19 protein-coding genes and 2 pseudogenes are annotated in these 26,171 nt (G+C 47.2%); 9 read left to right on the forward strand and 12 right to left on the reverse strand.

Features of this window, described 5'->3' with window-relative positions; genetic code table 11:
• The first annotated feature begins 52 nt into the window (after positions 1 to 52).
• Positions 53 to 1,645, forward strand: a complete 1,593-nt coding sequence (locus FW758_RS01785) for an ABC-F family ATPase (RefSeq protein WP_012196852.1) — start codon at positions 53 to 55, stop codon at positions 1,643 to 1,645.
• A 153-nt stretch (positions 1,646 to 1,798) separates the two neighbouring features.
• Here FW758_RS01785 and FW758_RS01790 read toward each other — a convergent pair whose 3' ends face one another.
• The 10 genes and pseudogenes from FW758_RS01790 to FW758_RS01835 form a co-directional block, all read right to left on the reverse strand.
• Positions 1,799 to 2,323 carry a lipocalin family protein gene (locus FW758_RS01790; RefSeq protein WP_012588096.1) on the reverse strand — a complete coding sequence of 175 codons (525 nt, stop codon included), beginning with the start codon at positions 2,321 to 2,323 and terminating at the stop codon, positions 1,799 to 1,801.
• A gap of 160 nt (positions 2,324 to 2,483) precedes the next feature.
• Positions 2,484 to 2,696, reverse strand: coding sequence for an EamA family transporter (locus FW758_RS01795; RefSeq protein ID WP_446444480.1), 213 nt, complete (start codon positions 2,694 to 2,696; stop codon positions 2,484 to 2,486).
• A 273-nt stretch (positions 2,697 to 2,969) separates the two neighbouring features.
• Positions 2,970 to 3,176, reverse strand: a pseudogene (locus FW758_RS01800) (EamA family transporter); the annotation flags it as partial.
• Between the two features lie 105 nt (positions 3,177 to 3,281).
• On the reverse strand, positions 3,282 to 5,876 hold the full coding sequence (locus tag FW758_RS01805; RefSeq protein ID WP_446444481.1) for an FAD-binding protein: 2,595 nt from the start codon (positions 5,874 to 5,876) through the stop codon (positions 3,282 to 3,284).
• Between the two features lie 131 nt (positions 5,877 to 6,007).
• The gene (locus FW758_RS01810) at positions 6,008 to 7,036 is read right to left on the reverse strand and encodes a diguanylate cyclase (RefSeq protein WP_446444482.1); all 1,029 of its coding nucleotides are present in this window, start codon (positions 7,034 to 7,036) and stop codon (positions 6,008 to 6,010) included.
• 300 nt (positions 7,037 to 7,336) lie between these two features.
• Positions 7,337 to 8,398, reverse strand: a pseudogene (locus FW758_RS01815) (transposase).
• Positions 8,399 to 8,567: 169 nt separating this feature from the next.
• Positions 8,568 to 8,945: a DP-EP family protein gene (locus FW758_RS01820; RefSeq protein ID WP_089067447.1), complete on the reverse strand. Its 378-nt coding sequence runs from the start codon at positions 8,943 to 8,945 to the stop codon at positions 8,568 to 8,570.
• Positions 8,946 to 8,982: 37 nt separating this feature from the next.
• A complete protein-coding gene (locus FW758_RS01825; protein ID WP_446444483.1) occupies positions 8,983 to 12,174 on the reverse strand; it encodes an nSTAND1 domain-containing NTPase in 3,192 nt (1,063 codons plus the stop codon).
• A 482-nt stretch (positions 12,175 to 12,656) separates the two neighbouring features.
• Entirely contained in the window at positions 12,657 to 13,985 is a 1,329-nt protein-coding gene (locus FW758_RS01830) for a DUF4785 domain-containing protein (RefSeq protein ID WP_446444484.1), read from the reverse strand.
• Between the two features lie 11 nt (positions 13,986 to 13,996).
• A complete protein-coding gene (locus tag FW758_RS01835) occupies positions 13,997 to 14,854 on the reverse strand; it encodes a hypothetical protein (protein ID WP_259511293.1) in 858 nt (285 codons plus the stop codon).
• Between the two features lie 851 nt (positions 14,855 to 15,705).
• Between FW758_RS01835 and FW758_RS01840 the strand changes: the two genes are divergently transcribed.
• The 7 genes from FW758_RS01840 to FW758_RS01870 all read left to right on the forward strand — a co-directional run bounded on the left by FW758_RS01840 (position 15,706) and on the right by FW758_RS01870 (position 22,545).
• Complete coding sequence (locus FW758_RS01840) at positions 15,706 to 16,053, forward strand: hypothetical protein (protein ID WP_011846399.1); 348 nt, start codon at positions 15,706 to 15,708, stop codon at positions 16,051 to 16,053.
• A 124-nt stretch (positions 16,054 to 16,177) separates the two neighbouring features.
• Positions 16,178 to 16,879: a TetR/AcrR family transcriptional regulator gene (locus FW758_RS01845; protein ID WP_446444485.1), complete on the forward strand. Its 702-nt coding sequence runs from the start codon at positions 16,178 to 16,180 to the stop codon at positions 16,877 to 16,879.
• Entirely contained in the window at positions 16,876 to 17,979 is a 1,104-nt protein-coding gene (locus FW758_RS01850; RefSeq protein WP_446444486.1) for an HlyD family secretion protein, read from the forward strand. Before FW758_RS01845 ends, FW758_RS01850 begins: the two co-directional genes overlap by 4 nt.
• Positions 17,976 to 18,932, forward strand: coding sequence for an ABC transporter ATP-binding protein (locus tag FW758_RS01855; protein ID WP_006081050.1), 957 nt, complete (start codon positions 17,976 to 17,978; stop codon positions 18,930 to 18,932). Before FW758_RS01850 ends, FW758_RS01855 begins: the two co-directional genes overlap by 4 nt.
• The gene (locus FW758_RS01860; RefSeq protein ID WP_006081051.1) at positions 18,922 to 20,043 is read left to right on the forward strand and encodes an ABC transporter permease; all 1,122 of its coding nucleotides are present in this window, start codon (positions 18,922 to 18,924) and stop codon (positions 20,041 to 20,043) included. The genes FW758_RS01855 and FW758_RS01860 overlap by 11 nt, the downstream gene beginning before the upstream one ends.
• 169 nt (positions 20,044 to 20,212) lie before the next feature.
• Entirely contained in the window at positions 20,213 to 21,499 is a 1,287-nt protein-coding gene (locus tag FW758_RS01865) for an acetyl-CoA hydrolase/transferase family protein (RefSeq protein WP_446444487.1), read from the forward strand.
• A gap of 215 nt (positions 21,500 to 21,714) precedes the next feature.
• Positions 21,715 to 22,545, forward strand: coding sequence for an SseB family protein (locus FW758_RS01870; protein ID WP_446444488.1), 831 nt, complete (start codon positions 21,715 to 21,717; stop codon positions 22,543 to 22,545).
• A 209-nt stretch (positions 22,546 to 22,754) separates the two neighbouring features.
• On the opposite strand, the gene FW758_RS01875 is transcribed toward FW758_RS01870, so the two are convergent.
• Entirely contained in the window at positions 22,755 to 23,987 is a 1,233-nt protein-coding gene (locus FW758_RS01875; protein WP_446444489.1) for a serine hydrolase domain-containing protein, read from the reverse strand.
• A 665-nt stretch (positions 23,988 to 24,652) separates the two neighbouring features.
• Here FW758_RS01875 and FW758_RS01880 point away from each other — a divergent pair.
• Positions 24,653 to 25,120, forward strand: a complete 468-nt coding sequence (locus FW758_RS01880; RefSeq protein ID WP_259215535.1) for a GNAT family N-acetyltransferase — start codon at positions 24,653 to 24,655, stop codon at positions 25,118 to 25,120.
• Positions 25,121 to 25,622: 502 nt separating this feature from the next.
• On the opposite strand, the gene FW758_RS01885 is transcribed toward FW758_RS01880, so the two are convergent.
• Entirely contained in the window at positions 25,623 to 26,171 is a 549-nt protein-coding gene (locus tag FW758_RS01885) for a DUF1415 domain-containing protein (protein WP_446444490.1), read from the reverse strand.

Here is a 26,171-nt window from a genome sequence, read left to right on the forward strand (position 1 = left end):
TTAAAGCGGCGCCAGCTGGCTCGGCCAACATTACTCGATTTGGAAGTTCATTTTGATCACAACAGCAAATATCACCATGCAGTTCGGCGCTAAGCCACTGTTTGAAAACATCTCAGTTAAATTTGGCGGTGGTAACCGTTACGGTCTTATCGGCGCAAATGGCTGTGGTAAATCGACCTTCATGAAGATCCTGTGTGGTGATCTAGATCCTAGCGGCGGTAACGTCTCGTTAGATGTGAATGAGCGTCTGGGTAAACTAAGCCAGAACCAGTTCGGTTATGAAGAATTCAACCTGATCGACACAGTGATCATGGGCCACCGCGAACTGTGGAAGGTAAAGCAAGAGCGTGACCGTATTTATTCTTTACCTGAAATGAGTGAAGAAGACGGCATTACTGTAGCCAACCTAGAGATGGATTTTGCTGAGATGGACGGTTATACCGCCGAATCTCGCGCCGGTGAATTGCTGTTAGGTGTAGGTATCGGTATTGACAGCCATTTTGGTTTGATGTCTGAAATCGCTCCGGGTTTAAAACTGCGTGTACTGTTAGCGCAAGCCCTGTTCTCTGATCCAGACGTGCTGCTGCTCGACGAACCCACCAACAACTTGGACATCGACACTATCCGTTGGTTACAAGACATGTTGAACCAACGTAGCAGTACTATGGTTATCATTTCGCATGATAGATATTTCTTAAACTCAGTTTGTACTCACATGGCTGACTTAGACTACGGCGAATTGCGCGTTTACCCAGGTAACTACGACGAATATATGCAAGCGGCTACCCAAGCTCGCGAGCGTTTATTGTCTGATAATGCGAAGAAAAAAGCCCAGATCTCTGAACTGCAAACCTTCGTAGCACGCTTCTCGGCTAACGCTTCTAAGGCGAAACAAGCCACATCACGTGCCCGTCAAATCGACAAGATTAAGTTAGACGAAGTAAAAGCCTCTAGCCGCGTGAACCCCTTCATTCGTTTCGAGCAAGAGAAGAAACTGTTCCGTAATGCCTTAGTGATTGAAAACCTAACTAAAGGTTACGATACGCCGCTATTTGAAGACTTAAACCTGATAGTTGAAGTGGGCGAGCGCATTGCGGTACTGGGTGAAAACGGCGTCGGTAAAACGACCCTGTTACGTACCCTGATCCACGACATCCCGCAGGATGCAGGTACTATCCAATGGTCTGAAAACGCCAACATTGGTTACTATGCACAGGATCATGAGTCTGATTTCGCTAACGAAATGACCTTGTTCGAGTGGATGAGCCAATGGCGCAAACCAGAAGATGACGACCAATCAGTACGTGGTATCTTAGGCCGTATGTTGTTTGGTTCTGACGACATCAAAAAGTCAGTCAAAGTGCTGTCTGGTGGTGAGAAAGGCCGTATGTTATTCGGCAAGCTCATCATGCAAAAAGCTAACATTTTAGTGCTCGACGAACCGACCAACCACATGGATATGGAATCGATCGAATCATTGAACAACGCGCTGGAAATGTACGAAGGCACCTTGATTTTCGTGAGTCATGACCGTGCATTTGTATCATCGCTGGCAAACCGTATCCTTGAAGTGACTCACACAGGCGTGAATGACTTCAGAGGCACTTACGATGAATTCCTTGCTAGCAAAGGTATCGAAGTCTAAGGTTATTCGTGATTTAGCTGCATGTGTAAATGCATGCATCTAAATGCAGCATCAATAAAAACGCCGCAATACATTGCGGCGTTTTTGTATCTGTTTTCTGTCTTTAGGCATTAGCTTTTCGTGAACTTGATTCTAGCGCATTAGCGACGCTCGTTATTGCACTGACTCTTGCTGCACATAAATCAAACTGTCGGTATCAAAACCGCGGGCTTTAGACATTTCAACAAACTTTTGCAGTACCTCGGTTGGCACAGTCGGGGTTTTAGCCAGTAGCCACAAATAATCCGTGTCGGGTCCCGATATAAAAGCGTATTGATAGTTTTCATGATCTAATTCGAAGACCACATACGATCCATAAAATGGCCCAAAGAAGGAGACTTTCAAATAGCCTTCTGAGTCCCCATTGACAAAATAGGCCTTACCTTCGGCTTCTTTCCATTCGTTTTTAGCCGCTGAGAATCCACGGTTAATGACCATCACACCGCCATCGTCTTTCAGGCTGTATTCTGCGCTAACTTGGCTTAACCCCCTTTCAAATGAATGATCTAAGCGCGCAATTTCGTACCATTTACCTAAGTATTTATTCAGCTCAAAATCATTAACGGGTTGAACCAATTTAGGCATGCCTAAACAACCGCTGAGCAAAAATATACTGATGACTAACAGTAGCTTTCTCAATTTGACCTCCTGATCCCAAATCTTAGTTGCACATCTTAAGTTAAATGTTCAATCAATCCTCTGTCGAGCTTACACTATTTTCTTCATATTATTTCAGCAACTTGGCTTCTGTTTGTTAAAGTTCTGTTGTTTAAAGTCGTGTCGGCGACAGTCTTGTGGGTTACTCGCTCGCAACCTGCACTTTGCGCTGACTGATAAAGCCCATCAGCGCGACGACCAGGCTTGCTATGCTTAAGCGGGTGAGTTTCTCGGCAAAGAAATAATGGGCGAAAATAGCCGACACCACAGGGGCTAAGTAAATAATCATGATCACATTGGCCATTTGGGTGTACTGAATGGCTTCAATGTAAAACGCCATAAAACCCGCGAGCATAGCGCCATTATATACCCAAGCTACCTCAAGATACGAGTTTCAGAGCGCCTAGGGTGCTTCAATTCAAGGCGCATCAATGACAGAATGTCGGCTACCTTTTGAATTGATGCAACACGGAAGTGGAGTGCCCTAGGCGCTCCGTCCCGGCGGGTTTTAACGCACTTTATGCTGTGTTGGTTATTTTTAACTTAGTCCACTAGGTCCGCAAATAACCGCCTTGCCTAAAGTGCGTTAAATTTCCGCTGAATCCTGCATCTTGAGGTTGTTTGGGTATAAGTTGCGTTTACTCGGTCTATGGCGAATCTGATGGCCTTTACCTGTGAGCAGCATATAAGCCAATAGAAATAGGGCACCGAGTAGTAAGCGGTAAAAGGTAATGTGCTCGGCGGGTAGGGCGGCAAAGCGTGCTAATACACCGATTGTGCCCATAAGAATGGCCGCCAATAGGGCAAAAATGATTGGTAAAGCTGAGCTTGGCATAGATAACCTACAACAGAGTGAACAGAGAGTTAAGGGGCGACACCGTCCTGTGGACGGCGTCGATTTTGCCTTAAAAACTCTCCCTAGGCTATGCCGATATATTAACTAAATAATGCTTTTACGTGAGCGGAAATGGTTAAAGCTATCTTGGCTGTAGGCCGCCTTAATCCGTTTTAACGCGGCGTAGTTATGGTCGAAGTACACATCAGTGGGGATGGCCTTATCTTTGAAGCTGATAAAGGCGCCCGAGGTGTTGGGGATGTCATAATTTCGGCTGGCATCAATCCAATCGAGTGCACGATTGATGCGGGTAAACACTTGGCTATCCTGCAATTGTTGTTTCTCTTGCAGCGCGTTATTCCACCAAGTTTGATATTGAATCGTGTATTGTCTGTCCTTGTAGGGGAAGGCGCTGCGGCTCTTTTGCTCTTCGCCCATAGTGCGATAATAATCGCCCGCAATGGCGCCAAGGGTGACATAGGTAAATAGCCCCAGTTGACGATTACCTTCAAGCACATAGCGAGAGGTTAAGCTTTCGAGCAGTGGCTTATAACCATCTCTCAGTCCCGTTTGATTCACTAAGCGCGAGGTGACTTTATGGGGCGCGGGCTCATCCAAATCAGGTGGCGTCGGTGAGCGGTTTATGCCTTGCAAGTCCGCTTGCAGATGATGAAAAGATTCCCTTTCCCAATTGGCCATTAAGTTTTCACCGTAGGCTTTGGTGAGTCCGCCCATCCCCTCGATGCGAATATCATTGGGGACTAGGTCAAACTCATTAAATTGTGTCTGGATAAAGTGATTCAGACTGGCGGAATTGCCTTCCCAAAAGCCATACATCAAGCAGTTATGCTTAATCGACTCAGTGTCTATGTCAGTCGTTTTGTGTTGTTCTGCGGGTAAATGTTTGGCATTTATCTTGAGATTGGTACCAATCAAACAGCCTGTGCTGTCGGCATTAATGATGGCTTCCCAGCGCTGTAAAATGTCTTTGGTTGGGGTGTGCTCAATGAGTTCTTGGGTTTGTTTATCATAGCAATTCCACTCTAATTCAAACTTGAGCAGGCAAGGCGGTAGTGGAAAGGTTTGCACAAAAAAGCGGGTCACTATGCCATAACTTAATCCGCCGCCCCCCTTGAGCGCCCAGAGTAACTCTGGTTTATTGGCAACCGAGACGACTTGGGTTTCACCAATGCCGAGGACAATTTCTGCCTGTAATAGGGATTCGCAGCACATGCCGTATTTGCGGGTCCAAGGTCCTGAGCCGCCGCCCATAATAAATCCCGCTAAGGCAACGTTGCCACTGGTGCCATGGGGGATCATCACGCCTTTTTTTGCAAGGGCAGTGGTGAGATTGATAAAGCGATTGCCTGGGCCAATGGCCGCAATACCTGTGATGGGATCTAAAGTGAGGCTATCCATCTTCAGCAGATCCAACACTATGGTATTGGTTTCAGTGCTTTCACCTTCGAGATCATTTCCACCCGAGCGCACACTGATCGGCAAGTTATAATCGATGGCTGCTTTATAGGCGATTTTGACTTCTTCAGTGGAAGTGCATTTGATGATCGCCAGTGGTTTTTTTTGTAACCTGCGGTTGAACAACTGGCAAGCTTGTTGGTAGGCAATCATTTGTTTACCCGTGCTGACTGAGAATTGCTGTTCACTATAATAATGGCCAGCGGTAATAATATTGTCGGCCGGAATGTGTGCGCGAACTTCATTGATGAAATTAACAAAGTTTTTGGCTTGAGTGATCACTAAGTTTTCATTGATCCGCACTTCCGCACTTAATTCTTCTTCGGTCGATTGCATAATCAAACAATCCCGTTCGAGTTCATTTGCGACAGTCACTTTAATATTCGAGCGATAGGCCGTTAGCGATTTAAATACTTCGATATTGAGGGTGATATCCGCTTGATTGCTCACCGCGTAATTAACGACATAATTAAAATTAGGCCAAGTGTTATAGTCACACTCAATAATATAGGCTCGGCGTTCGTGGGGCGGAATAATCTTAGGCAGTTGTTGATTATAGGCGTTGCTATCCGCGGTGGTTTTTATGAATTGATATTCAGTATCATTAAATATGACCAGCAGCACTTTTTGTCTTTGAAGTGGGATAACGTTTTCATCACGAAAATTATATACATCTTTATGCTGATAAATGTAAAGGTTATTTTCGGTAATCGATTTTTGTTGCGCCGGATTACGATAATAGTCGACGATTTCGGTTCGGGTTAATAATCGATTGAGTAAAGTGATGCCAAATATTTCACCATCGAAATGAGTGTCGCGGTGATTGGGTAATGATACGTTTTCAATTAAAAACTCATTGTCGGCAACCAGTGACAGATTATTGAGTTGTGTATGGGTAATTTCACCATCCACATAACAATTGATTTCATGGTATTCATGGCAGATAGACAATAAGTGCCACTGGCCATCGTTGAGTCCACCTAAGGTTGAAATTGCCTCAACCCGCAGCAAGGTGGTATTAATCACGCATTCAATATGCCCCAGTGAATTAATATCCACCGCGAAATAGGTATCTTCTCGATCGGTTTTATAATGGAACACACGCCCACCCGCGCTGGTTTTTACCCAGCACTGGTAAGTAAATATGGCAAGGGGTGACGTGCTCACGGGTAAGCTTTTTTCAATCACTGCCCGTATATTTCTTGATGCCTCAAGCTTATTCATATTCGTGCATCCTTTCGTGTGCTTTGCGTGTTTTACCTCAGTGCGCTAAAGCGCTACTGGGGTAATTCATCCCGTTATTAATCCATCGCGGGTAAATCAGTTGCGGGTAAATAAGTCGCCAATTAATGGGATTAAAGCGACGTATTGATCCTGTCACGGCCATCGGCTTTGGCGCGGTACAATGCGGTATCGGCGGCGCACAGCATGGCGAGTGAGGTACGGAATTGGCCATTGATTTCACTCGCAATCCCTTGGCTCGCGCTCACAGAGACATAGTCGCGCAGGCCTTGCTCAGTAAAGCGCAGGTCATTAATCCCTTGCTGCACTTTTTGGGCAATCGTTAGTGCCATTTTGGCATTGTGGCTTGGTAGTATTAGCGCGAATTCTTCGCCGCCGTAACGCGCTGCCAGGCCAATGTCTATTGGCACTATGTCAGCAATCACTTTGGCAATCTTACGTAGACATTCGTCGCCTTGGATATGGCCGAATTGGTCGTTGAACACTTTGAAATAATCCACATCGATAATCACCACGCTGATAGGGCGCAGCTTACCTGTGCATTCTTCCCAATAGTGATGCAGCATTTCGTCGAAGTATCGGCGGTTCGCCAGCCCAGTCAGTGAATCTGTGGCGGCCAATTTTCGTAGCTTTTGATTCTCCGCTTTGTGCTGCGTTAAATCGTGCATCATCATCACGAACAGATGTTCATGGCTGGGGATGTAGGAAATGGAGAGTTCGACATCTTTTGCTTTGCCTGAGGCGGTAATGAGGGTGATTTCTTCGGCGCAGTGCTGCACTGGAATGCCGCAGTTTTTGCCTAGTTTAATATCATTGCTCAGCAGATTGTCGTAGCGAGCTTGATGGTGCTCGGTCAAAAAGTTGCGCCAATCTTGTCCCTTCAAACTGGCCTGCGGGCATGTCAGTAAGTCAGCACCTTTGCTATTGCTAAAGTAAATGTAACCTTGGGCATTGACGATAATCACAGGCTCGGTCAGATGCTGAATAAACTGTTGAATCGTTTCAATCGAGGCATGCTCGAAGAAGGTTAACGGCAATGCGGGCTCGACCAAGTCTTGCTGCGCAGTACACTGTAAGCCATTGTCTTCACCCACAAGTGATAATGGATGTTGTGAGCGAGTCAGTTTAGGTGAGCTTGTCATTGTTATCATTCTCCGTGAACCTAATGTCATCTGCGCTAAGCGCTTTTCTGATGATGACTTTATTCTCTGCAAAGAAAAGATACCTTCTGCTTACCTTCCGATTTAATCTATTGTTTATAAAGGTTTTAAATTTACTCTTCTCACGATAAATTCTCAGATTTAGCGGAAATGTGCGAGATTTTGGGGTATGGCTAAGTTGAAAAGTTGCACTCATGAGTGGATTTTTGGCTATTAAGCGGCAAGGGCAAAGGATGTTAGTGTCGAAATTTAACCGCAGATAAAGAGGTGGAAACGGCTCGTTTACCCTAAAGGTTGATTTGGATGCAGAGCTTCGCTACTCGATTTTCCTCTACACCATTTACCACCTTGCTGAAGTTTAAAAGCGCACATCGCATCCCAACGACCACTGATGCCACTGTACTGGCGGCGAAAATCTTTAGCAGAGCTGAGCCAAGCATCTGATGCAATCCCTAACTCATTGAGCAGTTTTGGTTGCTGATTATCGATAAAGCCTTTTTTATCATGGCGAATGGCGCGGCCAGTCCAATCGATAAGTTCCAGATAATCCGCAAAATGAAAAGGGATGCCCGTTTGTTGACTAGAGTGTGTCGCCGCATCGAACTTGGCGAGAGATTTGTTTATCGTTTGAGGCTGATTTTTTGCGGATTGGACTGGTGCTTGCGGTGAGATGATGATGTTATTTACCTGCTTGAGTGCACTAATTCTTTCTTGAATCGAGGTGAAATCAGAAGATTGTAAAGAGTCGGCAATCCCTGCTCGAATAGGGTTTAAATCCACGTACATCATGCAGGCTAGTAAGGCTTGCTCATCTAGCAAAGCTTGGGATTTGAAACGGCCTTCCCAGAAGGCACCTTTACACTCATCTTCACGATTCGCTTTACGGGCAATCTCTTCGTTCAGGCAGCGCACCTCTTCTTCAAATCAAAGGCAAGATATGCTGGATAAACGTTCATGCCATTCGGTAATTAACCCATCGAGCAGCATGCGTTCACCGTCAATTAAGGCTTCACCATTTATATACCTAGTTGCGACAGTATGGCCTTTAGTTATTTGACACCACCGGCTGATAACCTCTTTTGGGCTTAAGGTTTTTGCTTCCTCAACATCAATTTTAAGTACTAAATGGTAATGGTTGTTCATCACTGCATAGGCGCAAATGTCGATACAAAAGATAGCAGATAATACTTTGATTTTATCGACAATCCAGCCACGTCTATGTTCATAACTGCGGCCTGTGAGTTTATCTTCACCGCACAGAAAAGCCCTTCTGACACAGCGATTTATCACATGATAGAAGGGCGTTGTATTGGCATCGATAAGCATTCTTCTGGCCGAGGTCATGACTCGCTCCAAACAGACAAGGTGAAGATAATCTAAAGACTAGTAGAAGAGGGGACAAAGCACAAAAAGACATGGCTGTCCCCGCTTCTGCCCGCTTCTTTTTGGGTTATGGCTAAATGGTGAGCAGTGAGAAAAAAGGGGGCTGCTCAGCAGTCCCTTTCAATGGAGATTAGTTTTGTGGGCGGTTGGTAATTTCAGGATCAGGACTTAATACCAATAGAGTATTGGTAGTATTGCTCAATACAAATTGGAACTTAGTGTTGCCTGGGGTTTTATCTAGGTCGACAAGTTGCACCAACATACCATCGCTGCTGATGGTAACTGCATCGACGATTTCGTCGAATGGGGTGACAAAACCTACACCGACAAATTTTAGCCCTTTACCGGTTTGGTCATTAAGTAGGTAAGTTACAGTACCCGCTTGAGTGATTGTGACATCGCCTGGGCACTGTTCACCGCTAGCATCGGTATAGATAAATACAGGTTCACCATTTTCTAATGTAACATTGACTTTAATAAATTGAGCAAGACCTTGTGGTACGAACATGTTTACTTCCTTTTCATTGTGTTGTTATAGAATAGCGTTATTGTAAATGTATACAATTAATAGAACGTTCAAATAAGAGTTTATACTTTGGTTCTCTACTTAATTCCATTAGTTTTTTTATACGTTTATTCGCTTTGCGGCAAAAAGAATTATTTATTTCAAGAGAGTATTCATTACTCTCGGAAATTAGTAACTCACTTTCTGCTAAGTTGAGTTCGAAAGTCATATTTTGTGAAAAATCTTTTGATAAAGTTAGATACGATTCGTATGCTTTTTCTGCATAGGTCTTAGCATTTTTATAGTTTCCTGAATTCATCAGTAAATAGGATGATGATAAGTAAAAAGTAGCCCATATTTCAGACTTTTTTTGAATTTTACTTAGACTCTTATCAGCAAGCATAGAAGCTTCTAATACGCTGATTTTGTTCTCTGGAGTTTTCTCTGTTGTAGAGTTACTTAATCTGATTACTTGGAAAATAGAGTAATATCTCAATGTTTTCCATATGTCATTCTGGGGATCTTGCCTTAGTATTTCTTCAACAGTTGATAGGTTTAACTTGGCTTGATTGAGTGCTTCATCTTTATGTTCAGTATAACTAAGCAAATCAGCGAGAGTTTGGTAGCTTCCGCTTAGTTTTTCTAGCAAGTAAGGACTTTTTATATGATTACCTAGTTCTAACTCTTTTTGCAGTTCTTTATGGATTGATATTGCTGTGCTTATATCACCCAAAGACACTGCCGCACTCGCTAACCAAGATCGAGCATTAGCCACATCCGCAATCAGCTGACTATCCTCTGGTGCTTTTGCCAAAGCGAGCAATTTAAGCCTTAGCGACTCTTCAAAATCCTGTCTCGCTTGATCAAACTCCTGCTGTTTCATCGATACTGAGCCCAGAGTGTTATGGGCATAGGACAGCTCCATAAGTGCATCTTTATCTTCGGGCGCAAGGGCATACATAGTTTGGCTATAGGTTAAGTATTGCTCGAAGAAGGGACGTGATGCTGCCCAATCACTCACATCATACTTAAGCTGTCCTAACCAAAAGGCATTGGCACCTAGAGTTTTCAGTAGCGCTAAGTTTTCTGGCTGTAACTTCAAGAGCGGCAGCATTTTTTCTTGCGCTGCGAGTAATGCGCTGCGAGCTTCATCGATTTTATTGCGCGAATATGCCACTTCGCCCATGGCCTCTAAGGTTTGGCCGTGTTGGAAGCGGGCGTCAAAACTTAAGTGTGCATCATCCTCTTTATTGGAAAAATCACTGAAATATTCCAGTGCTTTATTGCTGATCCCGTCGAGTAAGTCCATACGGCCGATGCCGCGCATCTTGTCGGCGAAGTCGCCCACCATAAAGCCGAGCAAATCTTCGGCGGCGAGGCGTTTTTGCAGGGCGAGTTTTTCAGCTTCTATGCTGCGCACACTCATGATAATGGAAGTGAGGGTGAGGACGCATAATAGGGTGACGGTTAAGCGCCTCGTCCAGCGCAGCATATTGGCGCGTTTGGTGGAGGCTGTGATAAAGGCGGTTTCGGGATCGTCTAAATCGAATAACGGATTTTGGCTGAGGCTTTGGGCTTCTTTTAAAGGTTTACCTTCAGCGAGTAGATAGGCGCTGTGTTTGGCTTCGCTGAGCCAGCGTGTTGAAAGATGCTGTAGGCGACTCTTAATACTCAAGCTGTCGCTATGTTCGTTAATCCAAGCCGTCGCCCGTGGCCAACGGCGCAGCAGGGCTTCGTGGGCGATGCTAAAACAGGGTTCACCATTTTGCAGATGCGACACGAATAAGCGGCTATCGACCATGGCTTGCACTAGGGCGGTTTCGGCGGTGCTTTGCAGCTGCGACCAGCGGGCGGTGCGGCTGGTGATGGACTTTTCATCTTCGCGCAGGGTGACTAGCAGGGATAGAATCCGTGGCAGACTGGCTTTTTCGGCATCGCTTAAATGGGAAATCGCTTGCTCGGCATTTTTGCCAATCGCCCCTTCAATACCGCCAAGGGCATGATAAACCGAGACTAATAACTTATCGTCGGCGCTGCGCTGCAAATACAAGGCCTGCAGCGTGTATTGCAACATGGGCAGCGCATCCGGGTTACTGGCGGCGTCGCTGCAGAGCATTTCATCGAGCGGCATCGCGGTTTCACTGTCAACTTCCCAGCTTAAGTTGGCGGCCACCGCAGGCAGGCGGATCATTTGCAACAGTTCAGTGCGTGTCGGCGGCGCTAAGTCAAAGTGGGCGCCGCGGGATTTGCCGGCCATTAAGCTTGGGTAGCCCACAAGTAAAGGATAAAAATCGTTGCGACAGGCACTGATAATAATCACGGCCTTAGAGGTGGCGAGTTGTTCCAGCAGTTCAACAAATACTGTGCGCTCGGTGTCGCTAAATAGCGGTGATGAGAGCAACACTTCTAATCGGTCGATAAACAAGGTAAAAAACGGCTGAGTAAAGGGCTGAACCTTGAGAGCTTGGGTGCACTGGTTGATTACGCCTTGGATATCTTCGATGAGTTGAACCGCCAGAGTATCGGCACTCATGCCTTCGAACACTGGCGTGTCGTTGATTTCCCAGTCGAGCATAGCGCTGGCAAGATCGGTTAGCAGTTGCCCTTTACTCACATCGGCAAAATCTAAGCTGCTGAATGACGCGACACCAATGCCGTTATAGCCGCCGCCCTTCATTAAATTGGGCACAACACCGGCATTTATCAGGGAGGATTTACCGCTGCCACTTGGGCCTAAAACCAGACAGAAGGCACGACCATAGATGATTTGCTGGCTGATACGGTTAAGCAAAGTGCTGATTTGTTCACTGCGACCAAAAAACACCTCGGCATAGTTAGCGTTATAGGCTTGCAGACCCGGAAAGGGCGAGCCGCCTTGCCAACTTTGCGGGCAGGCGGTGGCTTCGTGGCCGATAGGAAAACGCACTTCGGCTAAGGTGCGATAGCCGCGTTTGCGTATGGTTTCTATATAGATGGGATCGGTGGCGCTATCGCCTAATGCTCTACGTAACTGATTGATAATTTTGTGTAGTGGATTGTCGCCAGTATCAACACCCGGCCAGCAGTGGCTGACTATTTCATCACTGCTGACGACTTCGCCCGCCCGTTGACAGAGAAACAGCAGCACATCCATCGCCTTGGGCTCAAGTTGTTTGACTTGTTTGCCAAGGAGCAGACTATTGGCGCTGGGATTGATTTGCCATTCACCAAAGAAAAATGTGCTGTCACTCATAACGATGTCCATTTATTGAGTATTGGCTAGCGTACTGTGGGAAAACGTACCGTTAGTTACCACTCTTATAGTTATATTTTTGTTATGTTTTTATGGTAAGTGCTGGGCTGTTGTCAGCCTAAGGTTTGATGTCAAAGCCTTGACATTATGCCTATTACATTTGTTATTTAAAAGGAATAACCCTTGATAATCAATGTAAATTTTATTCATGGCAGCTATGGGAAATCATCTGCGGCCTGTCATTTTTCTGTCAACAGTTTGTGCTTTACGTAGCATGTTAAGTAACGCGGCGGCTTTTGGCTGTTTATTAGCAAAACATCAACAATGGAAAAGTGCCCACTATGGGCACTTTTCAATGAGAGAGAAAACTCGGGCGGATTAACTTGAGCTGATGAGCCTCGCCTCTGGTTTAACGTTGGCATTTAAAGCCCGCGTCTTCTATCAGCTCGTTAATATCAGTCCCTTAACATGAGCCTCTAATGTCAGCGGGTTAAGATCAATGCTTTGGCTTGATAGCTTAATCTGGCCATTTGCCCTTGATCTTGCAGTTCTAACTCATTGAGTTCAAATGGCGGCTGTAAACCTGAGGCTTGGATGAGCTTAGGATCTAACATCAGCTTTAACTTTGGCGACTCTGGGGTCAGCCAATTGGCCGCTTGGGTACGTAGAATCGCCACCTTTTGACCTTCGGCATTGGTACCGGTTAACGTGCCACTTAAGCCAAAACGTCCCGCCTCGGCGACCGATAACTCAAAGTTGATTTGGTTAGGCAGGCCTTTATCCCAAACCGTGAGTACTTCGGGCTTGATGCTCGCCGAATTGACATAGGACTTAAAGACAGATTTGACCGTGCGCTGCACTGGACGGCCATCGACTTGGGTTTGCACTGTAATTTCAACTTCACTGAAACCCGCATTACTGCTCGAAAGTGCCACGCCCGCGGGGATCACCGCTTGCCATGTCTCACCTTGTTTTACCATCAAGAGTGGTTGCATATCGCCATCGGCTTGCTTGAGTGTTGCCTGCGGCAGGAAGGTGTTATCACTTTGGCTGAGTGCGAGTTCAAGCCCAAGGGTTTGCGCATCAGCCGCGATAGCGGAGGAGGCTTTGACACTCAGTTGATAGGGCGAGCCTTTTTCCTTCACATTGACTAAGTAGTTGGCGCTTGGCGTTAACGGCTGATTGACCTGCAGGCGATATTGGCCCGGTGTGGCTTTCGCCGACATTTGCAGTGCGCTGGAATCATCGGTTAATCCTGCGCTAGCAAGGGCATCGGCGTTGGCCATCGATTTGACCAATGACTCATTGGTGTTTACCCCGCTGCTGTTGGCCGCTTTGCCTTGGGGTGACTGATTAGGGCTAACGCGCTGAATTTGTACGCGCTCAGGGGCGATAGCCTCTGCATGCATTAAGGCGCCAGAACTGGTGTCGCCCCGAGGCGCAATGCGCACTAGGCTCGACGCTTGGCTCATGGTGAGGCCCACGCCCGCATTAAGCTGAGCGCCGGTTACATTGACCCAATACTCGTCACTTTGGCTGGCTTGTTCAAGCTGCGGCGCGCTTGCCTGATACTCGCCATACAAAGGGGTGATAAAGCTAATGTAATCCGTACTGGTGTTAATGGGCGCCAGTGTTGGACTGGCAATATTGCTATCGACAAGATCGGTATTGCTCAGCGCGGCTAGGGTTAACCCTTTGGCGTACATAGGGCTGGCATTGGTTTTGGGATCTATGGGTGTGGCTTCATCTTGGCAGGCTGCGAGCAGTCCGCTTAGCGCCAAGACACTGGCAAGTTTGCTGAGTGTATGCATCTTAGTGCTCCTTAAATATGGTTGCGGATCAGCGTGTCTAAATTGAAACACGCACGGCGGCTCTGCTGATGGCTTAGGGGTTCTTGGCCACGGGTCTTTTGTTTATCGGTAAACCAGACTGTGCCAGCTGCCTTTTGCGAGCTGCAATTTAAGAAGCCGTCGGAGCAGCTATCGAGCCAGTTTTGAGTGGTTTCGAGCGCCACTTGGTATTGATAACCCGCGCAGTAACTGTCGCTGTCCCAAATGGCGGAATCAACATCAGAGCCCACCACGACTTCGAAGGGTTTACCTAAGCTTGGGCGGCCTGCAGTGCCGTAGAGCATAGTGTTGTTGTAGTTTGCCATCCAACCCACTTGCTGTTGTTTCACCGCATTGCTGCCATATCCTAAGAGCCAGCCTAAGCTGGTTTCGAACACATTACCTTGGTTCACCGCATCGGCCAGCGGCGTACCAGCACTGGATGGGGCGAGGGCGATAACCTTTGAGGTGGCGTTGATCACCGCAGGATAACGGCTGTCCCACGTGGGGTTAGATAAAATCCACCGCACTACGTTGCCACCATTGGAGTGGGTCAGCAGAATTAAGTCATCGATATTTTTGGCTTGGATAAAGCTATTGAGCTGGGTCGCCAGACAACCTGCGGCGCTGTCTTCCCACATATATTGGTCAAAGTCGCAGTTGATCACTGTGTAATTGTTTGGCACTGGGATGCCTTGGCGCACTGAGTTAACAAATTCGGGCGTCCAGTAATCGGCTAAGGCATTGGTCTGGTGACCCGTACCGTGGATAAAGGCAACTCCGGTTGCAGCTAATGTCGCTGGGCTGACAGCTAACAGACCCAAGAGCATGAGGGCTTTTTTGATCTTCATGGGTATATCTCGTGTTGTTGGTCTTGTTGATAGTGGCCGCGCAGTCCGTTGCGACTGTTTAGGGCAAATCGGTTAATGCTAAGGATTTGCCGTAGTTTAGCGTTAAATCGGCTGACATGGCTCGGGTTATATGCGCCATAGGCGCGGGTTACTCACTTTGGGTAGAACATGATTTAAGGCCTGAATACGACGGGATAGGGTGAATGCGCTAGTTTAGGTTGGCAGCCGATGTGATTGCCGTAACTTAGCCATTATCAACAGGACTTAACTCAAGCTTCTTAACCTAGACGCAACATTTTGAGCTGGCAAGTAAAAAAATCACCATATAATTGAATAGCATGGCAGTATTTTAAAGCATACGTTTTAATGTCAATATCGAGGGAGGTAAGCTTATGATAAGCAATGGCTAATAAATGGTACTGTGTTTTATGGTGTTTGAAATTATGGCTCGATTACGCAAAATAATTTTCTGTGACATTGGCTTTGCGTTTGATTTAATAGGTTTATCATTCTGTATATAAAGGTTTTTTGGATAAATCCGCTAAACTTAGCCACTCGCTTTGTGAGATCGACATCAGCTTAGTGCATTTACAGCGTAAACCGATTAGGCTGAGCTGAGTTAAAGTAGCATCAACGTGATGAATACCCATACTGCCAAGCATGCACGCATTTATGATAAGTCAGCTATCAGGTCATTGATTTAACCATTGATTTGAACCATTGGTTGAATTACTAATAGAAACAGTGATTCAAATAGTGATTGAGCGATGGGCTGAAATACGAGATGCAATGCGACTTGGGCAGGATTAAAGAGATAAGGGAGAATAAGTTTGGCGATAGAACATAATGAGATGGTGAGCTGCTTAAGTGGATTGCAATGCCGCACTAACTTCACCATAAAAAACATTACCGAATACATGCTCCCAGACACCAAAGAGGCGTTCTATTTACACCTCGACGGTAAATCACCGAACTTGATTATTCGGCCCGCATTTGAGGTTTTTTCTGGCGAACTCGCCACCATTGCAGGCGTGCATGCCAAATACGATTATTTCCACAATGCGGAGATGACTCGTTTTCCAAAGCGTTTGCATAAGAGTCTCACCGAAACCCACTATGGACTTGCCTTTAGCTTTGACACAGTCGAAGCCGTGCAGCAATTTGTCAGCCGTTTAGGTGCCATAGTCAAAGGTGCATAAATTTTAGTCTTGACGCTTTAGGGTTAAATTCCCCAATACCAATGAAAATGAGGAATTTAACTGCTGCCTTTTTACGCGGCGTTTCAGTATATTCATCAATAGATGAATTTTGCTGGAGCCTGCCATGTCGCTTATTCCCGGTCGTCCTAGGGGCGTCGTTCCATTTAGCACCCAACCTGAATCGCCGCCCATTCTCGGTCGTCCGAAGGGAAACTCAGACGCGCGTCAACGCTTAATAACCGCTGCCTTAAGTCTCTTTAGTCATCGCAGTTATCCTACTGTGTCTACCCGTGAAATCGCCCGCGAAGCCGAGGTCGATGCCGCACTTATCCGTTACTATTTTGGTTCGAAAGCGGGTTTGTTTGAACAAATGGTACGGGAAACCCTTGAGCCCGTATTAACCCGCTTACGCGAAATATCCGCGGCTGAAGCGCCTAATAATGTCGGCGAAATCATGCAGACCTACTATCGCGTTATGGCGCCCAACCCTGGCTTGCCACGGCTGATTATACGAGTGTTGCAGGAGGGCGATGGCTCGGAACCCTATCGGATTATCTTGTCTGTATTTGAGCAAGTGTTAACTCTGTCGCGGCAATGGCTCGAATCCACCTTAGTTAATTCGGGATTATTAAAAGAGGGCGTCGACCCCGATTTAGCACGGCTAAGTTTTGTGAGTCTTATGGTATTTCCGCTTATTGCCCCGCCCGTATTAATGCGTCAGTTCGGCTTTTTTGATGCCGATGCTGAGCTTTTGCAGCGCTTAACACTGCACAATATGCAGGTTTTTACGCAGGGACTGTTATGTGAACCAAGGAGCCAGTCATGAGCTCAACGACAGGTTTAACGATGTTGAATGACCAAGATTTTAGTAGCAATCGTTTCAGTAAAAACAACTCAAGAAACAACAGATTAAGTAGCAGTAAGTTAAGCAACAATAAGTTAAGAAACAATAAGTTAACTAATCAAACCGCGTTAATTAAACGAGTCGCGACAGGTGTCGTTTTAGGCTGTTTGCTGCTGCAGTTAGCGGCTTGCAGCCAAGAGTCGCCGAGCGTCCTTGGCACAGTCGAGCGTGACAGATTGACACTGACCGCGCCCGTGGGTGAGTTGATTACTCAGGTAAATGTGGTTGAAGGTCAGCAGGTTAAGGCGGGCGAAGTGCTACTCACGCTCGATTCGACCTCGGCCAATGCGCGCCTTGCCCTGCGTCAAGCCGAGCTTGAACAGGCCAAGGCTAAACTTTCTGAGGCGGTGACTGGTGCGCGTTTAGAGGATATAGAACGCGCCAAGGCCGTGCTCGATGGGGCGAATGCCAGCGTGAAGGAAGCGCAGCGAGCCTTTGAGCGTACTAACCGTTTGTATGCCACCAAAGTGCTGAGCCAAGCGGATTTAGATACCGCCCGTGCGGCGCGGGATACCAGTTTAGCCAAGCAAGCCGAGGCCGAGCAAAGCCTGCGCCTATTAGAAAATGGCACCCGTAGTGAGCAGCTAGAACAAGCCAAAGCGGCGGTGGCCGCCGCCAGCGCCAGTGTCGCCATAGAACAAAAAGCCTTAGCCGACTTGAGCTTAGTGGCGGCGCGTGACGCCGTTGTCGATACCCTACCTTGGCGAGTAGGCGATCGTATTGCTGCGGGTACTCAGTTGATTGGTTTGCTGGCGAGTGAGGATCCCTATGTGCGGGTTTATCTGCCCGCGACTTGGTTAGATAGAGTGAAGGCCGGTGATAGCGTCAATATTCTTGTGGATGGCCGCGAGATACCGATTACTGGCACAGTGCGCAATATCCGCAGTCAACCTGCTTACACGCCATTTTATGCGCTTAATGAGCGTGATCGAGCGCGGCTGATGTATCTGACTGATATTACTATTTCTGCCGAAGGTCAGGATTTGCCGACGGGCATGGCATTAGCTGTGGAGTTGCCATGAGCCACGCCGATTTTGCTATCGAGACCCAAGGCATGACCCGCGCCTTTGGCGGCGTCAATGCGGTGGAAAACCTCGATCTCGCCATTCCCAAGGGCACTATTTATGGGTTTCTTGGCCCCAATGGCTGCGGAAAGTCCACTTCAATTCGCATGTTGACTGGGCTGCTGAGCCCAACGTCGGGGGAAATCCGCGTCTTGGGTGAAACCTTACCCGGCGCCGAGGAAAAACTGCGTCGCCGCATCGGCTATATGACGCAAAAATTCTCCCTGTACGACAATCTTTCGGTGCGGGAAAACTTAGAATTTGTCGCGCAAATCTATGGTTTGAACCGCCGAGCCTCAAAGCTGCGGATAGCCGAGTTAGTTACGCTGTACGATTTAGTCGGCCGCGAGAAACAAATGGCGGGCTCCATGAGTGGCGGCCAGAAACAGCGTTTGGCCTTAGCGGCGGCGACCTTGCATCACCCCGAATTGCTGTTTCTCGATGAGCCGACCTCGGCGGTCGATCCCGAGAATCGGCGCGAGTTTTGGGAGCGCTTATTCGATCTCTGCGCCCAAGGCACCACGATTCTTGTGTCGACTCACTATATGGATGAAGCCGAGCGTTGCCACGGTCTGGCGATTTTAGAGCGGGGGATAAAACGCGCCGACGGTTCACCCCAGCAGCTGATGGCGGCGATGGGCGCTCGGGTGGTTGAAATTTCAGGGGATGATTTACGCAATTTAAAGCAATCATTGATCAGCGAGTCTGCCGTATTATCGGCGGCGCAAATCGGCAGTCGTTTGCGGGTGTTAGTGCGCAGCGATATTGAAGATCCGCTCGCTTGGCTTAAACCTCGGGTTGCCAGCCGGACGATGGAAGAAGTGCGCGCTAGCCTAGAGGATGTGTTTGTCACTTGCACCGGCGAGCGTTTGGCTGGGGTGTCCAAGGGAGAAACTGATCATGTGGCGTAGAATTTTTGCAATTGTCGTCAAAGAGCTGCGGCAATTATCACGGGATCGTATGACCTTTGGCATGATAGTCATGATCCCGCTGGTGCAATTGATGTTGTTTGGTTATGCCATCAATACCGATGCGCGCCATCTGCCCGCGGGGCTAGTGAATTTGAGCGATTCCGCCTACAGCCGCTCATTGGTGCAGGCGGTAGAAGCGACGCAGGTGGTGGATTTTAAACAGCGTTATTTAAGTGCGGCCGAGGCAGAGGCGGCGATCACTCGCGGCGAAGTTAAAGCTGTGCTGTATTTGCCCGCCGATCTCGATGAGCGTTTAGTGCGGCATCCAAGCTTTGCGGGTCAGCAATATTTAGCTCAGCCAGTAGGGCAATGGCTGGTGGACGGTTCTGATACGGTTGTCGCCTCAACCATTCGTAGCCTTAGGCAAATGCCGCTGGATGAAGTCGCAGGGAGAGCGCAAAAAACCGTGATGCCGAGTTTTGAAGTGGTGCAATATTTTAATCCCGAGCAACGCTCTGTGGTCAATATCGTGCCCGGCCTGTTGGGGGTGATTTTGACTATGACCATGGTGATGTTTACCTCCGCCGCCATAGTGCGTGAGCGCGAGCAGGGTAATATGGAGTTTTTGATCACTACGCCAGTGCGGCCGCTGGAGTTGATGCTGGGTAAAATCGTGCCCTATGTGATCGTCGGCTTTGTGCAAGTGACCATTATCCTGAGCGCAGGGCATTTGTTGTTTGATGTGCCGATTCGTGGCGGAATCGACTCCATCGCCCTTGCCGCTATGTTGTTCATTTGCGCCAGTTTAACTTTAGGATTAGTGATTTCGACCATAGCGAAAACCCAGTTGCAATCGATGCAAATGACGGTATTTATCCTGCTGCCATCGATTCTATTGTCAGGGTTTATGTTCCCCTACGAAGCCATGCCTATCGCGGCGCAGTGGATTGCCGAAGCCTTACCCGCAACCCACTTTATGCGCATGTCACGGGCCATAGTGCTGCGCGATGCCCAAGTGATGGATCTGCAATTTGATGCCCTGTGGATGATAGGTTTTACCTGTATCGGGCTATTTATCGCCAGTATGAGATTCTCTAAGCGCTTGGATTAGCCCTGTGCTCGGCATTTTTGCTAAGAGCAAAGTGCCGAGTTTTGATATAGCGCAAACTATAGAGAAACAGTCGCGCTAAGCCATTGAAATCGATATTGCTTAATTAGGATATCCCTTACACTACCGCTAGGGCCATTGCCGCCATCATGCTTAGGGAAGGGAATTCATTATGCCTGCAATCATTTGTCATAGCGCGCTCGAAGCCGTTGCATTAATTCAAAGTGGCGAGACGCTGTGGACGCATTCCATGGGCGCCACGCCGCGTATCTTACTCGATGCGTTGGCGCAGCACGCACTCACTAAAGACAATCTCACCTTATTACAGTTACATACCGAAGGCGCTGAATCCTTAAGCCATCCGAGTTTACAGGGACATTTACGCCATCGATGTTTTTTCGGTGGTCTGCCGACGCGGGCATTATTGCAAAGTGGTGATGCGGATTATGTGCCGATTTTCCTGTCTGAAGTGCCTAAGTTATTTCGCTCCGGCGAGCAAAAAATTGATACTGCGATTATCCAAGTGTCGCCGCCCGATAAGCACGGCATGTGTTCCTTAGGGATCTCGGTCGAAGCCACGCTTGCGGCCTGCCAAGTGGCGGGCAAGATCATCGCCCATATCAATCCACAAATGCCACGCACCCACGGTGATGGGTTTATGCATATCGACCGTTTTGCTGCTGTGTATGAAGAAAGTGCGGCCTTGCCGATCCATTCTTTCGGCACGGGCGATGCCGTGAGTCTGGCCATTGGCAAAAATGTCGCCCAATTGGTACGCGATGGCGATTGCCTGCAGATGGGCATAGGCGCAATCCCCGATGCCGTTTTATCTTGCTTAACCGACCATAAGGATTTGGGCGTTCACACTGAGCTATTTTCTGACGGTATATTACAACTGGTTGAAAAGGGCGTGATTAACAACAGCAAGAAGCGTTTTTATCCGGGGAAACTAGTCACAGGTTTCGCCCTGGGTAGCCAGAAATTATACGACTATGTTGATGATAATCCTGCGGTTATCTTTATGGACATAGAGCAAGTCAACGACACGTCCATTATCCGTAAAAACCCTAATGTGATGGCGATTAACTCGGCGCTGCAGGTCGACCTTTCTGGCCAAGTGTGCGCCGATTCGATTGGCACTAAAATCTATTCTGGCGTCGGCGGCCAGATGGATTTTATCCGCGGCGCTGGGTTATCCGAAGGTGGGCGCTCTGTGATTGCGCTACCCAGCACGGCTGCGGGCGGCACGATTTCCCGTATTGCCAGTGTGTTATCACCCGGCGCGGGTGTCGTTACCACTCGGGCCCATGTGCATTACATTGTGACCGAATATGGCGCTGCCAATCTACGCGGCCGTTCATTGCGCGAACGGGCACAAGCGTTGATCGCTATCGCTCACCCAGATTTTAGGGAACAATTGAGCCGTGATGCCTTCGATGTTTGGGGCTTAAGACTGTAGTTTTTAGGTGTGTCCCTCGTTAGATCTGTCGCTCAGTCTTCATTGATGGCAAGCATAAACATAAAGAGAGGTAGGCTGGGCGTACTAGATCCCCCGCGCCCAATGTTTTAATATGCCCGCACGATATTATCTGTTCAGTGTTAATTGAATTGCTTAAAGTATTTTAACGCTTTGATAAGAAAGGACTGAACTGCTAAATAAAAGGATGTTTGTCAATGCTGTACCACTTAGAAGCGACCAATCCACTCGAACAATGTTTTGAAAAGGCATTAAGCAATAATGCGTATGCTGAGGCGTTTTATCAGCAATTGAGCCAAGCAAAACTCTTTATCTTGAGTGAGGGTAGCGAGGATGCGCCGCAGGCGGGTGATGGTGCTATCGCTATCAGCATCAAGCAATGGTATATCCCCTTAGAAGATGGCAGCGATCATCCTTTTACCCCTATTTTTACCTCCCAAACCGCGGTTGATAAAGCCATTGAGCTGATGAAAAGCGAAGGCACTGAGTACCATGGCGTGATGGAACTCGAAGCGGCCACGATTTTTCAGCTGCTATTGCAGTCGGGCAACGATATGGCGCTGAATCCCAACAGTAATATGTCGAAAACCTTAGATGAAGATGAGATCCGCTACATGCTATTACCGGATTTTTCTTTGGTTGAACAAAGGGGCGCACTGGTTATTCTGGGCAAAGTCTTCAGTGATGAACTGCCCATTTTTGCGGAGTTAAAGGAAATACTCTCAAACTATCAGCGTGTCCAGAAAGCCTACCTTATCGAATCCAACTCGTTGAATTTTAGTAGGAGTTGCACAGATCATGCGCTCTGTTTGATGGTGCAGTTTGTCGCTGATGATGCCGATGATTTAAGCCGGATCAGGGCAGATGTGGATAGAATGCAGCGCAAAATGGACCCCAATAGTTGGGAGGTGAAAGTGCATCAAATGCGCGCAGATGTTCAAGAACCCCTCGGACAGTTTTGTGTTGAAAAAGCCAAGCCTTTTTACAGTGAGTCGTTGTTTGCAAAAATGAAGCGCTGGTTTGCCTAATCATAAATAACAGGCTGATCTATTTACCTGCTCATTAAATGAGTTAAGGCTTATTCGCGCTTTCTGTGGCGATCATCGCTGCTATTTTGTCGCCGCAATTTTAAAGCGAGCCGCCAGCTAAATGGTTTTTAGTCTGGCGTCTGGCAATGCACTGTTTCTCTTCGCATTACTGCTCAATGTGCTGTTATTTAATGCCTTATTTAAGCAGCTTACTTCTCTGTCACTTTAAATTCTGGCCAGTCATATTCGGCTGAAATACTGGCCAGAATTTCCTTTATTAAGGCGGAACCATTATCGCCGTTGGTCAGCACAACGGCTCCCTGACCCGTTTGGGTATAACCATATAATTGGCTGCGGAAGCCTTCATTGCCGCCACTATGGCTAAAGCTAATCCGGTCTGGCAGTTGCTCAACAAAAAAGCCAAGGCCGGTTTCACCCAATAGTCGGGTTAACATGGTTTTGGTCATATCCGTTGAGAGTATTTTATTGGACGTTCCCGCCTCCGACTGTTGCACTTCAATGATGACTTTGGCTAAATCCGTCGCCGTCGTCCACAGACCTGCTGCCGCCAGCTCGGGGTTTTGATGCCACAGACCCGCAATTGCAGCGCCATTTTCATCATGTCCTGCAGCGGCATTGCTGCGCGCTTCGGCTGGTAAGGTTTGTGCGAAGAAACTGTGCTGCATATCTAAAGGAGAAAAGAGGGTTTGTTGCAGTAATTGCGGAAAATCCTGTTCGCTGGCCTCAATCATCATCAATTGGGCGATAGTGTAACCACCACCAGAATAGCTCCATTGGTTGCCTGGTACGGCTTCGACCCGAATCGCATCGGTATTGGACGGAGCAACACCGTTTAGCACCGCCAGTAAGTCGGGCAGAGGCTGCCCGTCGGCATAACCTTTAAAGCCATGAACATTGATGCCGCCACTGTGGTTAAGCAATTGTCGCAGGCTGACTTTGTGCTCTTTGGTAAATTCATTGTCAGGCAGCTTCCAGCTGTGCAATTGGTTATTGATATCACCGTCCAGTTGCAGTTTTCCTTGTTCAACCAGATGCAATGCTGCCAGCGCGGTGAGGGATTTACTGATGGATGCGGCCTGAAATAATGTTGTTGGTGTCGTGCTTTGCGCATCGTTAGCGCCGTCTTTTCCCGCAATATTGACGCCATAAGCCCGAGCCCATTCAATGCGGCCATTATTGACGACCGCAATACTGACCGCAGGCACCCGATAATATTGCATCCGATCCACAAGGTTCATCTTTTGCGCTGAGGCGCCTTTTGCAACCACTAAGCTGGAAAGCCCGTGCTCAACGCGGCTTATGCTGACATTTTGCGCCGCATCATCTTGTGTGGCAGTCGCGGCTGATACTGCGATCGGATAACAACAGCCGAACATCAATAAAGCCAACGTGTTACGTAGCGGATTTAGCATATTGAGCATGTGATTTTAGTCCTTTATCAAATGTTGAAAATCCTTGGCGAAACAGGGGCTGTTCAAGTGTTCGTCTATCAAAACAAACGGGAGTATTTAGCGTGGCGCAATACTGAGTGTGGATTTGTTTCGTAACAGCCTGATGAACTGAACATATTGGACTGTGGTTACAGTTGCAATATCGCAGGTGTAACTAATGATGACACGCTTTAGATATAGTCTACTTTCTAACTTCGTTTTTAGTTTTCAAAGTCAAAGTGGTGGATCTTTATCCCCTGATATTTAATCAAGAGTTGATCAAAAAGTACTGTTCGTCATATCCACCAAAGACGCCCTACGGAGTTGTAAGCTCCTTGCTCTCATGGCCAAATTTGCTATGGCTTCCGAAGTCCTCGTTTTACATCCCTATAAAGTAATCCAGTACGGCAATCCTTTTGCTTGGTAGAGTTAAGTTAGTAAGATGTTGTTCATAAAACAAATAAAAGTGTGGTTGTCCGTGTATGTTCATGATACTTCTAGGCTCATGACCAAATTAGGCAGCTTTTAGCAAGTATTTAGAATAAGCGTGGAGGTTAAGTTTATCTTATACCTTCCGCAAAGCTGCTTCGTTCCACAAGCATTTTAACCAAAGTAAGTAAAACGCTTAAGTGAGCGTGATACATGTACGGAGATATATGGAAATTTCATTACTTGCCGATAATCCTTCAGCTATAGAAACTGTCGCTAAATGGTATTTCAACGAATGGTGCCGAGATAGTGGTAGTTATACCGAGGACGAAGTAGTTAAAAAAGTTTCAGCATCTATAAATCGAGATACCGCTCCAATTCTGATCATCGGGAAAGTGAATGGCGTTCTTGCTGGATCAGCAGAGCTAAAAATTCGAGAAATGGACATATATCCAGAATTTGAATTTTGGCTTGGTGGTGTTTACGTCACTAAGCAGGCTAGGGGACAAGGAGTCGCCTCAAAACTAGTAAAAGAGATAATATCGCTAGCGCATAAAATAGGCGTTAAAAACCTGTACCTTCAAACAGAGGATTTAACCGGAGGTTTGTATTTGCAACACGGCTTTGAGCCTATAGAGCAGGTCAATTATAAAGGTATAAATGTACTGGTTATGAGCGCAAACATCGGTGAATAAGCAGTTTTGAAAGACGAAAATCAAGTCATTTAAATTAAAACCTGGAGTTTGCATTTTCCATAAGATTGAAATAATTTTTCGATGTTGGAGTGTGTTATGCCGCAAGAAAAAGACAGGTCAGGCATAGTATTTTCCTTATTGGAGTTGTGCAAGTAAGGGACAAAGCACTGTCTGCTTAGATGGCTATTTCTGTCTTGGTATCACAATCTGGTATTTTTGAGCCGTAAAAGCAAAAATATAGCTGAGCAAGCAGATCTGTTGTCCCGTTTTTAGCCTGCTATCTTGGCTTCGCGGTCAGTAGGTATACACAAAAATCCACGGCATTAAGCACTGGCATGAAAGTGACCGTTGGCGGCATGGATGCCGTCGTCGAGCCCTCAGGGACGAGTTTACGGCGTGTCACTGGAGTGACAGTGCTTAATTTTTGGATACCAAGGTTAAGTGATTACTCTACAACTTCTTATATTTACCATCTCTCTCAGTTATTTCTGAGGCGCTTAAGCTATTTCCCCATGCACTCTGCTAACAACTTAACGAAAAAGTCGCTGCCTTTGCGTTCGCAAAAGGCGATGTTGCGTTCTGGGATGGTTTCGGGATCTGTGTAGCTGGCAAGAGCGAGCTCCATGCTGGCTTCGCGAATGATGTGCAGGGTTGGATAGGGGGCGCGGTTGGTGAAGTTGGCTGCCCCGTCCTGTGGTTCGCCATCGAAACAATAGTCTGGGTGGAAGGTGGCGAGTTGGTAAGTGCCTTCGTACTCGTGCTCGATAAGCGTATCGGTTGCCATGTCGACGAGGTCGAGATAGGCATAAAAGCCCTCAAAACCTCGGGGCAGAATAAACAGTGTGGTTTCGGCTTCGGGGTGGGCGTCGAGGTATTGGCACTCTTCAATCAATGCCTTTAGCACGAGTTTGACTTTGGTTTGTTCCACCACTAGATACCGAATACTGCCGCGCTCGACTTCTTGTCTGGCGAAGGGGCAAATATTGTATTTCATGATCACTTTTTTGACCCAGTTGTCGGTTTGTTTAATGATCATGTCGATTTCGTTCAT

The sequence above is a fragment of the Shewanella sp. 1180_01 genome, from assembly GCF_052850535.1.

Bases quoted from the DNA above. Each gene is read 5' to 3' on its own strand.
- FW758_RS01845 (WP_446444485.1), top strand. From the start codon at position 16,178: ATGTCGCTTATTCCCGGTCGTCCTAGGGGCGTCGTTCCATTTAGCACC.
- FW758_RS01830 (WP_446444484.1), bottom strand. From the start codon at position 13,985: ATGCATACACTCAGCAAACTTGCCAGTGTCTTGGCGCTAAGCGGACTG.
- FW758_RS01805 (WP_446444481.1), bottom strand. From the start codon at position 5,876: ATGAATAAGCTTGAGGCATCAAGAAATATACGGGCAGTGATTGAAAAA.
- FW758_RS01850 (WP_446444486.1), top strand. From the start codon at position 16,876: ATGAGCTCAACGACAGGTTTAACGATGTTGAATGACCAAGATTTTAGT.
- FW758_RS01840 (WP_011846399.1), top strand. From the start codon at position 15,706: ATGGTGAGCTGCTTAAGTGGATTGCAATGCCGCACTAACTTCACCATA.
- FW758_RS01860 (WP_006081051.1), top strand. From the start codon at position 18,922: ATGTGGCGTAGAATTTTTGCAATTGTCGTCAAAGAGCTGCGGCAATTA.
- FW758_RS01855 (WP_006081050.1), top strand. From the start codon at position 17,976: ATGAGCCACGCCGATTTTGCTATCGAGACCCAAGGCATGACCCGCGCC.
- FW758_RS01870 (WP_446444488.1), top strand. From the start codon at position 21,715: ATGCTGTACCACTTAGAAGCGACCAATCCACTCGAACAATGTTTTGAA.
- FW758_RS01885 (WP_446444490.1), bottom strand. From the start codon at position 26,171: ATGAACGAAATCGACATGATCATTAAACAAACCGACAACTGGGTCAAA.
- FW758_RS01820 (WP_089067447.1), bottom strand. From the start codon at position 8,945: ATGTTCGTACCACAAGGTCTTGCTCAATTTATTAAAGTCAATGTTACA.
- FW758_RS01795 (WP_446444480.1), bottom strand. From the start codon at position 2,696: ATGCTCGCGGGTTTTATGGCGTTTTACATTGAAGCCATTCAGTACACC.
- FW758_RS01810 (WP_446444482.1), bottom strand. From the start codon at position 7,036: ATGACAAGCTCACCTAAACTGACTCGCTCACAACATCCATTATCACTT.
- FW758_RS01865 (WP_446444487.1), top strand. From the start codon at position 20,213: ATGCCTGCAATCATTTGTCATAGCGCGCTCGAAGCCGTTGCATTAATT.
- FW758_RS01875 (WP_446444489.1), bottom strand. From the start codon at position 23,987: ATGCTCAATATGCTAAATCCGCTACGTAACACGTTGGCTTTATTGATG.
- FW758_RS01825 (WP_446444483.1), bottom strand. From the start codon at position 12,174: ATGAGTGACAGCACATTTTTCTTTGGTGAATGGCAAATCAATCCCAGC.
- FW758_RS01835 (WP_259511293.1), bottom strand. From the start codon at position 14,854: ATGAAGATCAAAAAAGCCCTCATGCTCTTGGGTCTGTTAGCTGTCAGC.
- FW758_RS01880 (WP_259215535.1), top strand. From the start codon at position 24,653: ATGGAAATTTCATTACTTGCCGATAATCCTTCAGCTATAGAAACTGTC.